The sequence below is a fragment of the Membranihabitans marinus genome, assembly GCF_021729155.1.
Classification (GTDB): Bacteria; Bacteroidota; Bacteroidia; order Chitinophagales; family Saprospiraceae; genus Membranihabitans; species Membranihabitans marinus.
This window is the reverse complement of the sequence record NZ_JAJQYA010000008.1, coordinates 39,051-53,274: the sequence shown is the minus strand read 5'-3', so window position 1 is coordinate 53,274 and position 14,224 is coordinate 39,051. Positions and strand designations below refer to the sequence as shown.

At 37.8% G+C, this 14,224-nt stretch carries 13 protein-coding genes; 9 read left to right on the top strand and 4 right to left on the bottom strand.

What is annotated here, in order from left to right:
• The 3 genes from LVD51_RS07125 to LVD51_RS07115 all read left to right on the top strand — a co-directional run bounded on the left by LVD51_RS07125 (window position 1) and on the right by LVD51_RS07115 (window position 2,756).
• Window positions 1–306, top strand: coding sequence for a hypothetical protein (locus tag LVD51_RS07125; RefSeq protein WP_236970518.1), 306 nt, complete (start codon window positions 1–3; stop codon window positions 304–306).
• Window positions 307–476: 170 nt separating this feature from the next.
• Complete coding sequence (locus LVD51_RS07120) at window positions 477–1,958, top strand: pyridoxal phosphate-dependent decarboxylase family protein (protein ID WP_236970517.1); 1,482 nt, start codon at window positions 477–479, stop codon at window positions 1,956–1,958.
• Window positions 1,959–1,988: 30 nt separating this feature from the next.
• Complete coding sequence (locus tag LVD51_RS07115) at window positions 1,989–2,756, top strand: class I SAM-dependent methyltransferase (RefSeq protein ID WP_236970516.1); 768 nt, start codon at window positions 1,989–1,991, stop codon at window positions 2,754–2,756.
• 99 nt (window positions 2,757–2,855) lie between these two features.
• Here LVD51_RS07115 and LVD51_RS07110 read toward each other — a convergent pair whose 3' ends face one another.
• Window positions 2,856–4,517: a hypothetical protein gene (locus tag LVD51_RS07110; RefSeq protein ID WP_236970515.1), complete on the bottom strand. Its 1,662-nt coding sequence runs from the start codon at window positions 4,515–4,517 to the stop codon at window positions 2,856–2,858.
• A 152-nt stretch (window positions 4,518–4,669) separates the two neighbouring features.
• On the opposite strand from LVD51_RS07110, the gene LVD51_RS07105 reads away from it, so the two are divergent.
• The 3 genes from LVD51_RS07105 (at window position 4,670) to LVD51_RS07095 (ending at window position 6,371) form a co-directional block, all read left to right on the top strand.
• Window positions 4,670–5,086: a DUF6157 family protein gene (locus LVD51_RS07105; protein WP_236970514.1), complete on the top strand. Its 417-nt coding sequence runs from the start codon at window positions 4,670–4,672 to the stop codon at window positions 5,084–5,086.
• 17 nt (window positions 5,087–5,103) lie between these two features.
• Window positions 5,104–5,415 carry a putative quinol monooxygenase gene (locus tag LVD51_RS07100; protein WP_236970513.1) on the top strand — a complete coding sequence of 104 codons (312 nt, stop codon included), beginning with the start codon at window positions 5,104–5,106 and terminating at the stop codon, window positions 5,413–5,415.
• A gap of 407 nt (window positions 5,416–5,822) precedes the next feature.
• Window positions 5,823–6,371, top strand: a complete 549-nt coding sequence (locus tag LVD51_RS07095) for a nitroreductase family protein (protein ID WP_236970512.1) — start codon at window positions 5,823–5,825, stop codon at window positions 6,369–6,371.
• A 393-nt stretch (window positions 6,372–6,764) separates the two neighbouring features.
• Here the strand turns inward: LVD51_RS07095 and LVD51_RS07090 are convergent, their stop codons facing one another.
• Window positions 6,765–8,114, bottom strand: a complete 1,350-nt coding sequence (locus tag LVD51_RS07090; RefSeq protein WP_236970511.1) for an FN3 domain-containing metallophosphoesterase family protein — start codon at window positions 8,112–8,114, stop codon at window positions 6,765–6,767.
• Between the two features lie 49 nt (window positions 8,115–8,163).
• Window positions 8,164–8,763 carry a 3-keto-disaccharide hydrolase gene (locus tag LVD51_RS07085; RefSeq protein WP_236970510.1) on the bottom strand — a complete coding sequence of 200 codons (600 nt, stop codon included), beginning with the start codon at window positions 8,761–8,763 and terminating at the stop codon, window positions 8,164–8,166.
• 183 nt (window positions 8,764–8,946) lie between these two features.
• Between LVD51_RS07085 and LVD51_RS07080 the strand changes: the two genes are divergently transcribed.
• Window positions 8,947–9,873 (top strand): DUF6807 family protein, encoded by a 927-nt coding sequence (locus LVD51_RS07080; protein WP_236970509.1) that lies wholly within the window; start codon window positions 8,947–8,949, stop codon window positions 9,871–9,873.
• Between the two features lie 114 nt (window positions 9,874–9,987).
• Here LVD51_RS07080 and LVD51_RS07075 read toward each other — a convergent pair whose 3' ends face one another.
• A complete protein-coding gene (locus LVD51_RS07075; RefSeq protein ID WP_236970508.1) occupies window positions 9,988–10,560 on the bottom strand; it encodes a T9SS type A sorting domain-containing protein in 573 nt (190 codons plus the stop codon).
• Between the two features lie 278 nt (window positions 10,561–10,838).
• Between LVD51_RS07075 and LVD51_RS07070 the strand changes: the two genes are divergently transcribed.
• The gene (locus tag LVD51_RS07070) at window positions 10,839–11,714 is read left to right on the top strand and encodes an AraC family transcriptional regulator (protein ID WP_236970507.1); all 876 of its coding nucleotides are present in this window, start codon (window positions 10,839–10,841) and stop codon (window positions 11,712–11,714) included.
• Between the two features lie 105 nt (window positions 11,715–11,819).
• Window positions 11,820–13,127, top strand: coding sequence for a DEAD/DEAH box helicase (locus LVD51_RS07065; RefSeq protein WP_236970506.1), 1,308 nt, complete (start codon window positions 11,820–11,822; stop codon window positions 13,125–13,127).
• Window positions 13,128–14,224 lie beyond the last annotated feature (1,097 nt).

Below are 14,224 nucleotides of genomic sequence, written 5' to 3'. Positions count from 1 at the left end.
ATGGTAGAGGAAGAATTATTTATAAAGATTGGTAATGAGATTGATGATGCAATTAAAGGCCAATTGTTTGGTAAGCCTTGTTTCAAGATGAATGGTAAAGCATTTATATGTTTTTTTCAGAATGAAATGGTTTTCAAATTGTTTGGCGATGCACATCGTGAGGCTTTAGCCTTGGAGGGTTCACATTTATTTGACCCTTCAGGTAATAATAGGGCGATGAAACAATGGGTTCAGGTTTCTTATACTCAGCGTAATTATTGGCGGCGTTTTGCTCAAGAAGCAAGAAATTATGTCGCTGTGCAATAGGCTAATTGTGTCTAGTAGAAAAAATTTAATTAATAATTAGACTCATGATTTTCGGTATTGTTAGATTCTAAGCCATCACTTTTTCTGATTCGATAATTAGTGTATAAACTATATTGGGTTTGTCAATTATAAGTAAATTGTCGATAAGGAAACTAATTAATATTAAAGTTATGGATAATAAACGAAGGGCTACATTAGAAATAGAGAAAGAGGAATTTAAAAAAATTGGTCATCAACTTATAGATAAGATTGCGGATTATATTGATCATATAGACAATCACCTTATTACAACAAATAAATCAAATCTTGAAATCAAATCATTATTAGGTCAAGGTAGATTGCCCGATACTGGTCTTCCGGTTATAGACATTGTCGAAAAAGCCACTGAGCTGTTATTTGACAATTCTTTGTTAAATGGCCACCCCAAATTTATGGGATATATTACCTCTTCGGCTGCTCCTATCGGCATGCTGGCCGAATTGTTGGTTGGTGCAGTGAATCCCAATGTGGGAGCTCAATTAATTAGTCCAATGGCCACTGAAATAGAGAAGCAAACTATACAGTGGTTGGCCGAATTTATTGGATTATCAAAAGATTATGGAGGCATTTTAGTCAGTGGTGGAAATATGGCAAATTTTACCGCTTTTTTAGCAGCTAGAACGGCTAAAGGGCCCAGTATTATAAAATCGGATGGATTATTGGCTTTCCCTAAGCAAATGATGATTTATTGTTCTAAAAATACCCATACCTGGGTGGATAAGGCGGCAATTTTATTTGGTCATGGTGCTAATTCTATCCGATGGATACCGACAGATAATTCCAATAAAATAGATCTTGACCTGTTAGAGCAAGCGATAAATACAGATATTCGTGCCGGTCACCAGCCCTTTATTATCGTTGCTTCTGGAGGAGATGTGAGTACGGGAACTGTGGATGATCTCAAAGCCCTTGGCAAAATGAGTAAAAAATATGATTTATGGTTTCATATTGATGGGGCTTATGGGATACCAGCCGCCGTTATACCCGAATTGAAACCAATATTTGATGGAATTGAAGAGGCTGATTCTTTAGCCTTAGATCCCCATAAGTGGTTATATAGCCCCTTAGAAGCTGGTTGTACCTTGGTGAAAAATTCCAAGCATTTAACCGATACATATAGTTCTCATCCCGAATATTATAATTTTAAAAAAGAAGGAGACGAATTGACTCAAAATTATTATGAATATGGCCTGCAAAACTCTCGAGGATTTAGAGCTTTGAAAATTTGGATGGCCTTACAGCAAGTTGGGAGAAAAGGGTATGAAAAGTTGATTGGAGATGATATAGCTTTATCTAAACTTCTCTATCAGATGGCAGATCAACATTCTTCACTGGAAGCAATATCGCAAAATCTCAGTATCACTAATTTTAGATTTATTCCTGTTGATGGCCATCAATATGAGGATGATTATTTAAATACTATCAACGAGACTTTATTGAATGAACTTCAGGCTGGGGGAGAGGTGTTTTTGTCTCATGCATTGGTCTTTGGAAAATATTGTTTGCGCAGCTGTATTGTAAATTTTCGAACGACAGAAAAGGACATCTCAGAAATTATTGATATTATTGTTCGTGAGGGGAGTAAAATTCACGAAGCGCTATCGGTTAAATAGCCGTTATTTTAGATAATTAAAAAGAGACCATTGCTGAAATTATTGAAAGCAAAAGCATTCGCTAAAAAACATGTTCGAAGATATAGGGAAGGTAGAAATGTCTTTACCCATCCTGTTTTTGTAGATACTAAAGCGAAGACGGAGAAAGAATTGTCGAAAGGCCCACAGCGATCCGATATTATTAATTTTCTGCTTAGTCAAATTAATGGTCCAACTACCTATTTAGAAATAGGTGTTTGTGATCCTGCAAACAATTTCGATTTAATAGTAGCCGATAAGAAGTATAGTGTAGATCCAGGATTGGAATTCTTTGAGAATCCGGTTGATTTTAAAATAACCAGCGATGAATTTTTTGCTCAATTGGGTGAAAATAAAATCTTATCTTCTGATATACAATTTGACCTTATTTTTATTGATGGGTTACATCTGGCTGCCCAAGTTGACAGAGATATTACTAATGCCTTACCTTATTTAAGTGAAGACGGATTTATAGTACTACATGATTGTAATCCTCCCACAGAATGGCATGCAAGAGAAAACCATCTCTATCGATTGACTCCAGCTCGAAATTTTTGGAATGGTACCACTTGGAAAGCTTTCTTAAAATGGCGGTCAAGTCATCTTGTTCACAGTTGTTGTATCGATAGCGACTGGGGTGTGGGTGTTTTATCAAAAAAAAGGAACTTTGGAGGACTTTCCCCAATACACAATGAGTTTTATGAATACGGATGGTTTGATCAACATCGCGTACAATCATTAAATCTTATTTCTTTTCGAGAGTTTAAAGAATTTTTTTAGGGAAAGGCGGTTGTTGTAATAGTGATTTTTAGACTATTTTAATTTCAAACATAAGACCTAAAAATTATATTCTCCCTATATCCTTTAAATAATAAGGCTTTACATATTCTGTTTGGTTACTATAATATTATAGATTTCACCTTGGTCGATATCCATATCTATTCCATTAATTAGTGATGCTCCAGTAAGGATTTCTTTGTGATCGGTGTCAACATTATACCATTCATAATTGGCTTCCGGGTCTACGGCGTACCATTGAGCGAACTGATTGATCCTCGGATAATCCAAAGGCATTTTCATAATGTGTTGTTGTCTACTGTTGCTAAACATTAGTTGACCCTGCCACTGTTGTTCTGTCGTTAGGGTTATGAAAAGTGAATCGTTGGATAACACACTTCCATATATCACATCATTTTGCCAAGGTTGAATAGTGATATCATTGGTTTTCATTAAGCAGTACATGATGATGGTTCTAGCAAAATTGCCATCTCCATGCCAACCTTCGATAATTCCCCTGTTTTTCCATTCTGCACATTCAGGGCGAAATGCGGAATCTTGGATGGACCAAAAAACTTGAACTTCATTATCTATCCATTCCATAAGTTCTTCAACAGGTTCTCTGTTGTATAAATTAATGCCCCCTTCGATGGCATCGGCAAATCCATCGGCACCATATCGCTCCCAATTGTAATTGTGATACTTATCTTTCAGTATTGGCAGTGGATGTAAGACAGCATCTCGATATAGTTGGTGTTGATCGATAAGATAAAGGGTGTAATAGGCATTGTAGGTATAGCCCCAGTTGTCGACAATTCCCTCTTCAACTATGTCGCCAGTAACCATATTAACTTCATTGAAAAACATGCCATCGGGATTTCTTCCCACTTCTAAGACTCGGTCCATTATAGGGTAGAGGGCTTTTCGGTAGGCTTCTTTTTTGTCGGTGTCCACAAAGTGCACAGTAGCATATAATTCACTGAGCCCTCCTATGATTTCACAACCGTGGTCTCGCAATCTAAGTGATTCGGCTTTTAATAACCTATTGGGGTTTTCAATTAAATAATAGTCTCCTATTTCAATGGCCCAATCGAGGTATTTTTGATTTTGAGTCATCCAATAAGCTCTCGTCAAGGCTTGTAATAATTCGCCATAAACTTCGGTTTCTTTGGATTGGCTGAAAAAATCTGGATTAAATCGACCATTGTATCGAGCGAGTTTATGAAGATCGTCGAGGATGTCAAACATCCTTTCACTCCATGCGGTATGACCGGCAAATTCAGTCAAAGGTACCAGGCCATCTTTGACATATTCTGAGGAACTAAATATGATTTTGGCCGTATCAATGGATTCTCGGGCAAAACCTTGTTTGCTAAATGAATAATCATCAGTAAGGCTACCCAATCTAGTGGTATTTTTTTCTTCGAAACGCAACATATTTGTCATGGTCGATTCCAGCATAGGTCTATCTGCTATCATAGCTGTGAGCACCATAAAGGGATAATTGTCGGCGGCTGAATTGTGCCCGTTCCAGATATCTGTTCCCTTGGTGAGATTTTCCGGAATAAGACCTGATACGGGGTCGGCAACAGTCAGCCAATCTTTTGTGAAGTCGACGCAACGTCGATACCCTTCATTGGCTAATTGTCCATTCGCCAATGCTTGATCGAATTGCCGATGATGTTTCTTTGTCTCAGAATGGCATGAGATTATGGTTGGAATTATTAATAGTGATGCAGATATATAGAGAAGGGCGATTTTCATTTGTTAAATATTTCCCCTAAAATACAATGAGTTTAGAGTATTTAGAGAAATGCAGATATTTTTTTTAATTTTCGAATTTAATCCATCTTTTAAATAAAATGTTCCTTGTTGTGGCAGTATAAAGTTTGGAGAAGATATAGTAAAAGTATAATATGAAAGTACACTCAACGAATTATTACAATACCTTTATTGAGATTAGTGAAGATAGCAATGTTGATCAAGCGCAAGAGCCATCGTTAAGAGCTGGGAAAAAAACCATAGCTTTGAAGCAGTTTGAATTAATCCACAATCATCCGTATCAGTTCACTTCCGATGAAGTAATGCTGGAAGTACATATGTGGAATAAGGATATAAATTCTGGAGAAAGGCAAAAGACGAAAGAGACTTTCTTCTCCAAAGGTCAACCCTGTTTTAGAGCATCGGCATTGGGTAAAAAATGGGGATGGGGCATTCATCACAATGAAGAAGGGAAAATGGCTATTTATGGAGTAGAGTCTCCAATGTACATGAGTTTTGTTGAAGATCAAAATATAGTGAAAGTAAAGGCTATGCGTTCAAAACGCAAATAAGAAGAAAAATAAGAAATATGAAATACGGATTACATGGAAAATTATCAGCTCTACCTGGTAAAGGACAAGATTTGGCGAATATCTTATTAGAAGCGGCTACTATGGTGGCAAATGCACCGGGATGTCAACTCTATGTTGTAAGTACTGATACAGAATTGGATGACACGGTATGGGTAACTGAAGTCTGGGATAGTAAAGAAAACCACGACAAATCTCTAAATGTGCCTGGAGTTCGTGAATTAATTGGTCAAGCCATGCCTTTGTTGGATGGAATGCCAGAAAAAGGTCATGAATTCAATGTCATCGGTGGTCATGGACTAAAGGGATAGATGGAATTTTGATAACTGTATTGAAGGACGGTTCAGGTGGCGATTATTCCCGAAATTTTAATGAGTATAATACCCTAGTTATGACTGAGAAACCATATGAAATAGAGATAAAAGGATTTATACGAATTACATTTTATAATGACGGAAAAGATTTCGAGAATATTTGAAGTTTGACGAGGCTATGACTGAACAGAATTGCTCTTTGAGCAATCAAAGGTCGTAAATCGACCTTTGGTGAAGGAACCGAGGCCAACCAGCCGAGGGTGGGTAAGGCAGCATAGCCGTAGCTACGGCGAGTATTTTAAACGAAGTAAAACTTCTAATAAATCGAAAGATTGCCGTTAATTATAAATGTAATTCGTATTAAACATCATCTGTATAATCATGTTGTATATTCGGACTCAGAAATGTCAAAAAGAGCTTTGGACTTTTATCAAGAGATGAATCAAAGGCGGTCTCTGCGTGAATTTTCGAACAGAGAGGTTGCTAAATCCATCATAAGCTCTATTATACAAACCGCTTCGACCTCACCTTCGGGAGCGCATAAACAACCCTGGAAATTCTGTGCGGTATCTAGTCCTGAGATAAAACGAAAAATTAGGAAGGCTGCGGAATTGGAGGAGGAAGAAAATTACCGTAATCGAATGAGTGATGAGTGGAAATCTGACCTCGAGAAAATGGCTACTGATGCTCATAAACCATTTTTGGAAACAGCCCCTTGGTTAATAGTAGTATTTAAAGAAGTTTACGGTCTAGATAGTCTAGGTCGGAGACACATGCATTATTACGTCAACGAATCTGTAGGTATAGTTTGTGGGTTTTTGCTTGCGGCTATCCATAATGCAGGGTTGGTTGCTTTGACTCATACACCGAGTCCAATGAATTTTTTAACTGAGGTTTTATACGAAATACATTTTGTAATGACGGAAAAGATTTCGGGAATATTTGAAGTTTAACAAGGCTAAAAACACAGACATAGCCGCAGCTACGGCGAGTATTTTAAACGAAGTAAAACATCAAATAAATCGAAAGATTACCGTTAATTATAAAGGTATTTCGTATAAGATCGCCCCATAAATGAAAGACCTTACCTCTTGATCCCCGTTGGATATCCGGCAGAATCTACTTATGTGCCTTCTATTCAAAGAAAGAGTTTGAATAAAGTGGCGGTATTCTATGAATAGGATGATCAATAAATGGTTATTGGTTCGATTCAGTTCTATTTTTTCAAACACTTTAAACAGCCGATTTAATCATTTTGTAATGCGATATCGAACAGGAGTATTGTATTACACCTAGCTAATAAAAATGATTTTGTCAGTCAAAATGTAATCCCTAAATTTTTTGATCTAGGGATGGAGGATAAGGTAGTTTTTTAAATCTTCTTCCCAAGAATCGACCAATTCTTTTTTGTATCTTTCTTCGAATCGATCTGGTGGTAGGAGGGACTGGGGAGGAAGGTCTTCACCGATGGTGTATTTCATCTCTCCATTTTCCGACTTGGTAATTCTAAATTCATCGTAGACTTCGCCTAGGATGGTTTTAGAGACATAGTGAATCTCATTCTGAGAGACGTTTATTTCCTGAAATAATTGTAGTGAAGTTCCCGTGCGTTCTTCCCATCCTTGAAATTGAATGGCATTTTGGTAGGGGCCTGCAACTGAAACCACATAAACGGGGAATTCGTCATCGATCCGTCCACGGGCATAGAGGTGTTCGTGTCCTGTAAGTATAACGGGGACTTTGTATTTTTCATAGAGGGCTTTGAATTCTGGGAATCTCAAGCCTGGCTTTCGATTTCGAGCACTTGGATGCATGGCATAATGATGGGTTATAAATACCCAATCGCCCTTGAATTCTTTCAGTCTTTCTTCCGTCCATTCCAAAATAGCTTTTCTATCTTCAGCATATTTGTAACGGCACATATTCAATGAAATCACTCTGATATTGTTGTAATCAACATAGAAGGTTTCTTCATCATGTCCTTTTGGGCCATTTTCAGGGAAGGTGAAATTGTAATACCATTGCTGTCCCATATTCTCTCCACTCTTGGCTACAATGTGCTCGTGATTGCCCGGAGTAGCGAGGATGGGAATGTTTTGAAATGCCCAACCCCCTGTTGGGAAAAATTCATTCCAATTTTCTTTATTGAGTCCACCCCGGTGCACTAAATCCCCTCCAAAGAGGAAAAATTTAGCATCTGGTCTCTGAAGAACAGCTTGGCGAACGGCTCGACTTCCCATAGAAAAAATATCGCGTTGTACATCTCCAAAGTATATAAATGTAAAATCTTCTTCTTTGCCAGTGGCAGTTTTAAATTCAGCCCATTCCGACCAAAAATTACCGTTCCCTACTCGATAAGAATACTGTGTGTTGGGAGAGAGACCAGTTAAGTTGACACTGTGATAATTCCAGGTAGCATCGTCTCCAGTGTGGGCATTGGATTCAGCCTTTTGACGTTGGACGCTATTAGAAAAAAATGGAGAAGCCGTGGCTTCGCAATATTCTACGTAACTTATTTTTTGGAGTTCCGTCGTACGCCAGTTGATGGATTGACTTGTGGCTGGATCAGTTTTCCAAGATATATTGATGTGGTGAGGAATATCGTAGGGATTGAGATGGTCCAAGGATAAGTTAGAAAAACTTAACATAGTAAAGACTGGTACCAAGACCATACTTAGCTTCATAATTGATTTCATATTGTGGAATTGGAGGGCAAATTTATTGGAAATTACATATAATTAATGGCTAGTGGATTAATTTTTTGTAAAATAGGTCTTTGGCCTCTATTGTCATGCCTGCATTGTGGCATTGAAGTGCTATATAACCGGTTTTGTATTCACTGTCTCTGTATTTCATGACAGACTGCCCATTGATGAAGATTTCAATGTTAGGTCCTATAGCTATTACATGCATATCGAACCATTCATCGTCTTTGGTCAAAAGTTTAGTAGCTTTTCCAGTCGGTTTGCCTGGTTTCCACAGCCACCCTGTGTGAGCAGATTGATTGTGACATATCTGTGCTTCGTAGCCATGGGGGTAACTTTCCGGATTGTTGGCAGGAGGATTAGCTCTAAAATACAGCCCCCCATTGCTTCCCCCTCCCTGATCAGAAATTCTAAATTTTCCTTTGACTTCTAAATCAGAAACCAAGGGCTGAGCATAGAGATGACCATTGGCTCCAGATCCGGTAATTACACCATCTTTGGCTACCCATTTGGCTTCTCCTCTGACCGTCCAAGTGGATAAATCATCGTTTTGTAATAAGGGTTGCCATTCTTTTGACTGACCATAAGAGAAAGATAGAATGGTGGTAAGAAATAAAAAGTTGAAAAATATTTTGAGCATAGTTGACTGTTTTCTGTCTTTGATGTTGTAAATATAGGGAAAATGTGAAATTAAATTCGGCTAAAAGAGTGTGAATTTGTAGTATGGTTTATTATGTTGGTCAATGGCAGAATTTAATTAAAATAGGATAAAATTATATTAACTATGTGAGGGAAATTTTGACATTTTTCTCATTTTTATACCATGAGAAAATACATAACAATAATGGCCCTATTAATCCTTATGGGCCAGGTTGGAAACAGCCAGCACCTCAGTGCTACACAAGATAAGGATGGCATTTTAGTGACAGAAAAAGGGGATAAGTTGTTGTATTACCAGTTGTCCACTGTGGATCTAGATGGTCAATATCCTCGGGCGAATTATTTGCACCCGGTATACGGCATCGATGGAGAGGTCTTAACCGAAGATTTTCCAAAGGACCACCTTCATCAACGCGGTGTATTTTGGGCATGGCATCAACTTTATGTCAAGGGGCAGTCGGTAGGAGATCCTTGGGAGACTAAGAATGTAGAGTGGGTTAATAAATCAGCTGAAATCAAGCAATCTAGTAAAAAAGCGATTACATTGGAGGCTGCTACTGATTTGTTGACCAATATTTATCCCAATTCATCATCTCCCAAAGCTGTTGTTCGAGAACATTCAGTCATTACCATATATAAGACTAAGAAAAACTATAGAATAATAGATGTAGAACTGGGTTTGCAGGCTTTGGTGGAAGGTGTGGAAATCGGTGGATCTGATAATGAAAAAGGTTATGGCGGGTTTTCAGTGCGTATGAAGATGCCAGAGGATATATTATTTACAGCTAAAGAAGGGGTAATAGAGCCGGTCAACCTCGCTATGGAAGCCGGTAAATGGGTTGATGTATCTGGTTCTTTGGCCGTGGATGGAGGAAATGCTGGTATTGTAATGATTCAGAGCAAGGACAATCCTCTACCTAACGATAAATGGATTTTAAGAAAAAGAACAAGTATGCAAAATCCTGTGTGGCCTGGGCAGCACCGAATAGCCTTATCACAGGATGGGTCAACAGTATTGAAATATAGATTGATAGTGTATAAAGGAGACTTGTCGGCCAAAAAGATTGAGAAAATAGCCAAGAATTTTTAATCTATTATAGATTCAATTGGGATAATTAAAAGAATACAAACAGTGGTTTGTGAAAATAAAAAAGGTCTTCCCTTTAACTGGGAAGACCTTTTTTATTTTTGGATACTACTTTTTTTACTTGTAAAAAGAGTGGTTGTACATTTCATCATTGAATTTGATTTGTACAGTATAATTTCCTTTAGGTAAATCAGAAATGTCTAATCTTCTAGCGTATTTAGGTGCATTCTTTTTTACTTCTGAATACAGGCTAAAACCTTCAACGTCATATAGTTCTACTTCAACATTCTTGTTAAGGGTTAATATGTTGATATCTACTTTGTTGTCACTTACATTTACTACTGGTTTGTAAGTAACCAATTTATCTGTCATCAATGCGATATTGGTTCTGTTGACCAATACAGTGTATACGACTTCTTTTAATTCGTCTTCTATTTTTACATTGTAAATACCAGCTTCCAATTGATCGAGGTTATATCTCTTCAATTTGCTGTAATCGGCACTAATGTTGTCATGATGTACGATTCTACCGAAGTTGTCAATGATTGAAACCTCGACATCCTTCATTCTCCAATCGTTGATATCGAGTACAAAAGATTTATCACTTCTAACGATAAGGTTAGGATAAGATTCAGCTTGTACAAAATAAGACGAAAGAGTGATCATTAATATTACCAAGATGTTTTTCATAATAAATGATTTTAGATATAGGGTAAAATAATTTTTATCAATTCCTTATGACAAAGATAATTTGCGAGATTCGAAATATTGGTATCTATTTTAGCCATTAAGTGTGCTATTTTAGCATCAATAAAAAATAAAGTGTTATTTTGTGTTAATTTAAAACAGTTGATAAATGTTTGCCAGTAGATTATTTTAAAATGTGATTAATATTTAGATTTTTTGAAATATTCTAGTGAAGTATTCAGAATTTATTTTGTCGTAAATAAACATTTAATTATTAGTCAATGAATCAGAAAGTAAAACCACAGTTAGAGAAAATAATACCTGGATTTGGTTCTTCCTTTACCTTGCGCAAGTTTGAATCCACCAATCCCAATGATGAGGCATATTGGCATTTTCATCCAGAATTGGAAATAGTGTATATAGAAGATGGCAGTGGAAAGCGCCACATAGGTAGCCATATTTCCTACTACAAAAAGGGAGATTTGATTATGATTGGACCCAATTTGCCTCATTTTGGATTTACAGATAGGTTGGCCAAATCACAAAATGAAATCGTCATCCAGATGAAACAAGACTTTTTGGGTAAGACTTTTTTTGATATTCCCGAGATGGTTCACGTTAAACGGTTGTTTGAACGATCCCAATCGGGGATTCGGTTTCACGGCAATACCAAGCGATGGGTAGGAGAGAGAATGAATGATATGGTTCATATGAATCATGTGGAGCGTTTGACTACTTTTTTGACCATATTAAATGACTTGGCCACCACAGAAGAATATACCAATCTGAATGCTGGTAGTCTAGGCTTTAATATCCAACCACAAGACAATGAGCGAATTCGATTGATTTATCGCTACGTCAGGGAAAATTTTCAAGATGAGATCAGTATTGCAGAAGTCGCTCAATTGATCAGTATGACTGAACCCGCTTTTTGTCGTTATTTTAAAAAGGTAACGAAAAAGACCTTTATTTCATTCTTAAATGAATTTCGAGTTGTCCATGCCTGTAAATTGTTGGCAGAGGAACATATGTCGGTTTCTGACATTTGCTTTGCTGCCGGTTTTAATAATTTCTCCCATTTTGCTAAAAATTTCAAAAAAATTACTGGCCATACTCCTTCCGGTTATCGTCAACAGCTGGGTTTATTGGTTTATTGATATGGAAGAGTAATTTTCTGAGAACCTCGTTCTAGTTCTTCGCTGTAGATTAATTACAATGTATTCTTATCAGTTATCAGGGGATTACTACTATCTTTGCGGTCGATGATGAAAATAAAAGACAACCAAAAAATATTAGAGAAATTAAAAATCTCAGCGCTTAATCCCATGCAGGTTAAGGCGGGTAAAGCGATAACATCTAATGAAGAGGTGATGATATTGTCACCTACAGGTACAGGTAAAACCCTGGCATTTTTAATGCCGTTATTATCAATATTAAACCCTGACGATGGAAGGATACAAGCCATGGTCATTGTGCCCTCTCGGGAATTGGCTATACAAATAGAACAAGTAGTTAGGGAAATGGGCAGTGGATTTAAGGCCAACGCCGTATATGGAGGACGAGCCATATCCAAGGATAAAATGGATATTAAGCATAAACCGGCCATATTAATAGGTACACCAGGACGAATAGCCGACCACTTGCGCAGGGAAACCATTTCACCTCATGGAGTAAGGACATTAATCTTAGATGAATTTGATAAGACTTTAGAGGTGGGGTTTGAAGAAGAGATGGAAGAGATTATGGCCAGTTTTAAGAATTTGAAACGAAAAATACTCACTTCAGCAACCAGGAATGTTAGTATTCCTCCCTTTGTAGGGATTAAGAATCTCCAAGTATTGGATTTTTTAGAGACTGGACAACCGAAGTTGACCTTGAAATCCATTATCTCTCCAACCAAAGACAAGTTAGATACATTGTCCAAAGCATTGGCGCATTTGGGAAATCAACCCGGTATTGTGTTTTGCAATTTTCGGGATTCTATTGAGCGAGTGAGTGATCATTTAACAGCCAAGGGGATTTTACACGGTTGTTTTCACGGTGGAATGGAGCAGGAAGATCGAGAAAAATCTTTAGTTCAATTTAGGAATGGATCATTACAATTGATTGTGGCCACCGACCTGGCTGCTCGGGGGATAGATGTACCGGAACTTAAATATATTATTCATTATCACTTACCTACCCGAGAGCATGAATTTATTCATAGAAACGGGCGAACTGCACGGATGAAAAGCACGGGTACCGCCTATGTTATTAAATGGGTAGATGACGTGCTTCCCGACTTTATCGGAGACTTGGAAGAGGAAGTAATTACCGATGCCCATATACCGGCCTTACCAGAATGGAAGACGGTAGTCGTGTCTGGTGGTCGTAGGGATAAAATATCGAAGGGGGATATCGCTGGCTTTTTTTATAAGCAAGGCAATCTGAAAAAGGAGGAATTGGGGAATATCGAGTTAAAACAGGATTGTAGTTTTGTTGCCGTCAATACAGAAGTGGTATCATCCCTAGTAGAATTGACCGATAATGCGATGTTAAAGAAAAAGAAGGTCCGAGTGAATGTGTTGTAAAGCCTATATACTTTGACCTCACTATTATGTTCGTATTCTACAGAAACTGTTGGATGGTATAATATTCAAGACATCATTTGCAGTCTTTGCTTAAGTCGAAGAGATCATATCTTTTCATTCCATGTAATGATATAATAGGATAGATTGGGCAAAAAGTGTGACAAATCCATGAGCATAACCATTCATGGTATCATTCAATTCACATCAAACTTTGATTTTAATAGAAACATGATGTTTGCTGCCGATTTACGGGGCAATCACGCCGGAGCACAGGTGCAATTCGCTGCCGAATTGAAGTGTGATCAGGCCAAAACACCTTGTTAAAAAAGTCCTGAAAGGACGACACATGTTAGCATAGGGTGCAACCCTATGAATTAATTGTCATCTTGAAAAGAAGTCCTGAAAGGACGACATAATAAATTAAGGTAGAAACCTGATGAATTATAGGGCGATGTCGTCACAGCGCAGTGGCTGGTCACCCGAAACACGGAGGTTTCGGCTAAATATCCTCGGCACAGTGGCCTCGGTTCCTTTGCCAAATGCCGATTTACGGCATTTGGTTGTCCTGTTGGACAACTTTGCTCGGTCATCCTGAAGGGATGATATGTTATAGCCGTGGGTGAACGAGCAAAGTGCGAAGCACCAGAGCCCGTAAATCGGGCTCTGGCGAGAGAAGTCATGCCCACTGTGGCATGACGAGATTCCATAAAGTGTAAACAAAGTTTATTTGGCGGACTTTTTTGCATTGTCAATCTTCTGACAAGAAGAGATCATATCTTTTCATTCCCTGTAATGATATAATAGGATAGATTGGGCAAAAAGTGTGACAAATCCATGAGCATCACCATTCATGTTGTCATTCAATTCACATCAATCTTTGATTTTAATAGAAACATGATGTTTGCTGCCGATTTACGTGGCAATCACGCTGGAGCACAGGTGCAATTCGCTGCCGAATTGAAGTGTGATCAGGCCAAAACACCTTGTTAAAAAAGTCCTGAAAGGACGACACATGTTAGCATAGGGTGCAACCCTATGAATTAATTGTCATCTTGAAAAGAAGTCCTGAAAGGACGACATAATAAATTAAGGTAGAA

Excerpts from the sequence above, each read along its gene's own strand:
- LVD51_RS07090 (WP_236970511.1), bottom strand. The coding sequence starts at position 8,114 with ATGAAATCAATTATGAAGCTAAGTATGGTCTTGGTACCAGTCTTTACT.
- LVD51_RS07110 (WP_236970515.1), bottom strand. The coding sequence starts at position 4,517 with ATGAAAATCGCCCTTCTCTATATATCTGCATCACTATTAATAATTCCA.
- LVD51_RS07095 (WP_236970512.1), top strand. The coding sequence starts at position 5,823 with ATGTCAAAAAGAGCTTTGGACTTTTATCAAGAGATGAATCAAAGGCGG.
- LVD51_RS07100 (WP_236970513.1), top strand. The coding sequence starts at position 5,104 with ATGAAATACGGATTACATGGAAAATTATCAGCTCTACCTGGTAAAGGA.
- LVD51_RS07070 (WP_236970507.1), top strand. The coding sequence starts at position 10,839 with ATGAATCAGAAAGTAAAACCACAGTTAGAGAAAATAATACCTGGATTT.
- LVD51_RS07085 (WP_236970510.1), bottom strand. The coding sequence starts at position 8,763 with ATGCTCAAAATATTTTTCAACTTTTTATTTCTTACCACCATTCTATCT.
- LVD51_RS07080 (WP_236970509.1), top strand. The coding sequence starts at position 8,947 with ATGAGAAAATACATAACAATAATGGCCCTATTAATCCTTATGGGCCAG.
- LVD51_RS07105 (WP_236970514.1), top strand. The coding sequence starts at position 4,670 with ATGAAAGTACACTCAACGAATTATTACAATACCTTTATTGAGATTAGT.
- LVD51_RS07125 (WP_236970518.1), top strand. The coding sequence starts at position 1 with ATGGTAGAGGAAGAATTATTTATAAAGATTGGTAATGAGATTGATGAT.
- LVD51_RS07120 (WP_236970517.1), top strand. The coding sequence starts at position 477 with ATGGATAATAAACGAAGGGCTACATTAGAAATAGAGAAAGAGGAATTT.
- LVD51_RS07065 (WP_236970506.1), top strand. The coding sequence starts at position 11,820 with ATGATGAAAATAAAAGACAACCAAAAAATATTAGAGAAATTAAAAATC.
- LVD51_RS07075 (WP_236970508.1), bottom strand. The coding sequence starts at position 10,560 with ATGAAAAACATCTTGGTAATATTAATGATCACTCTTTCGTCTTATTTT.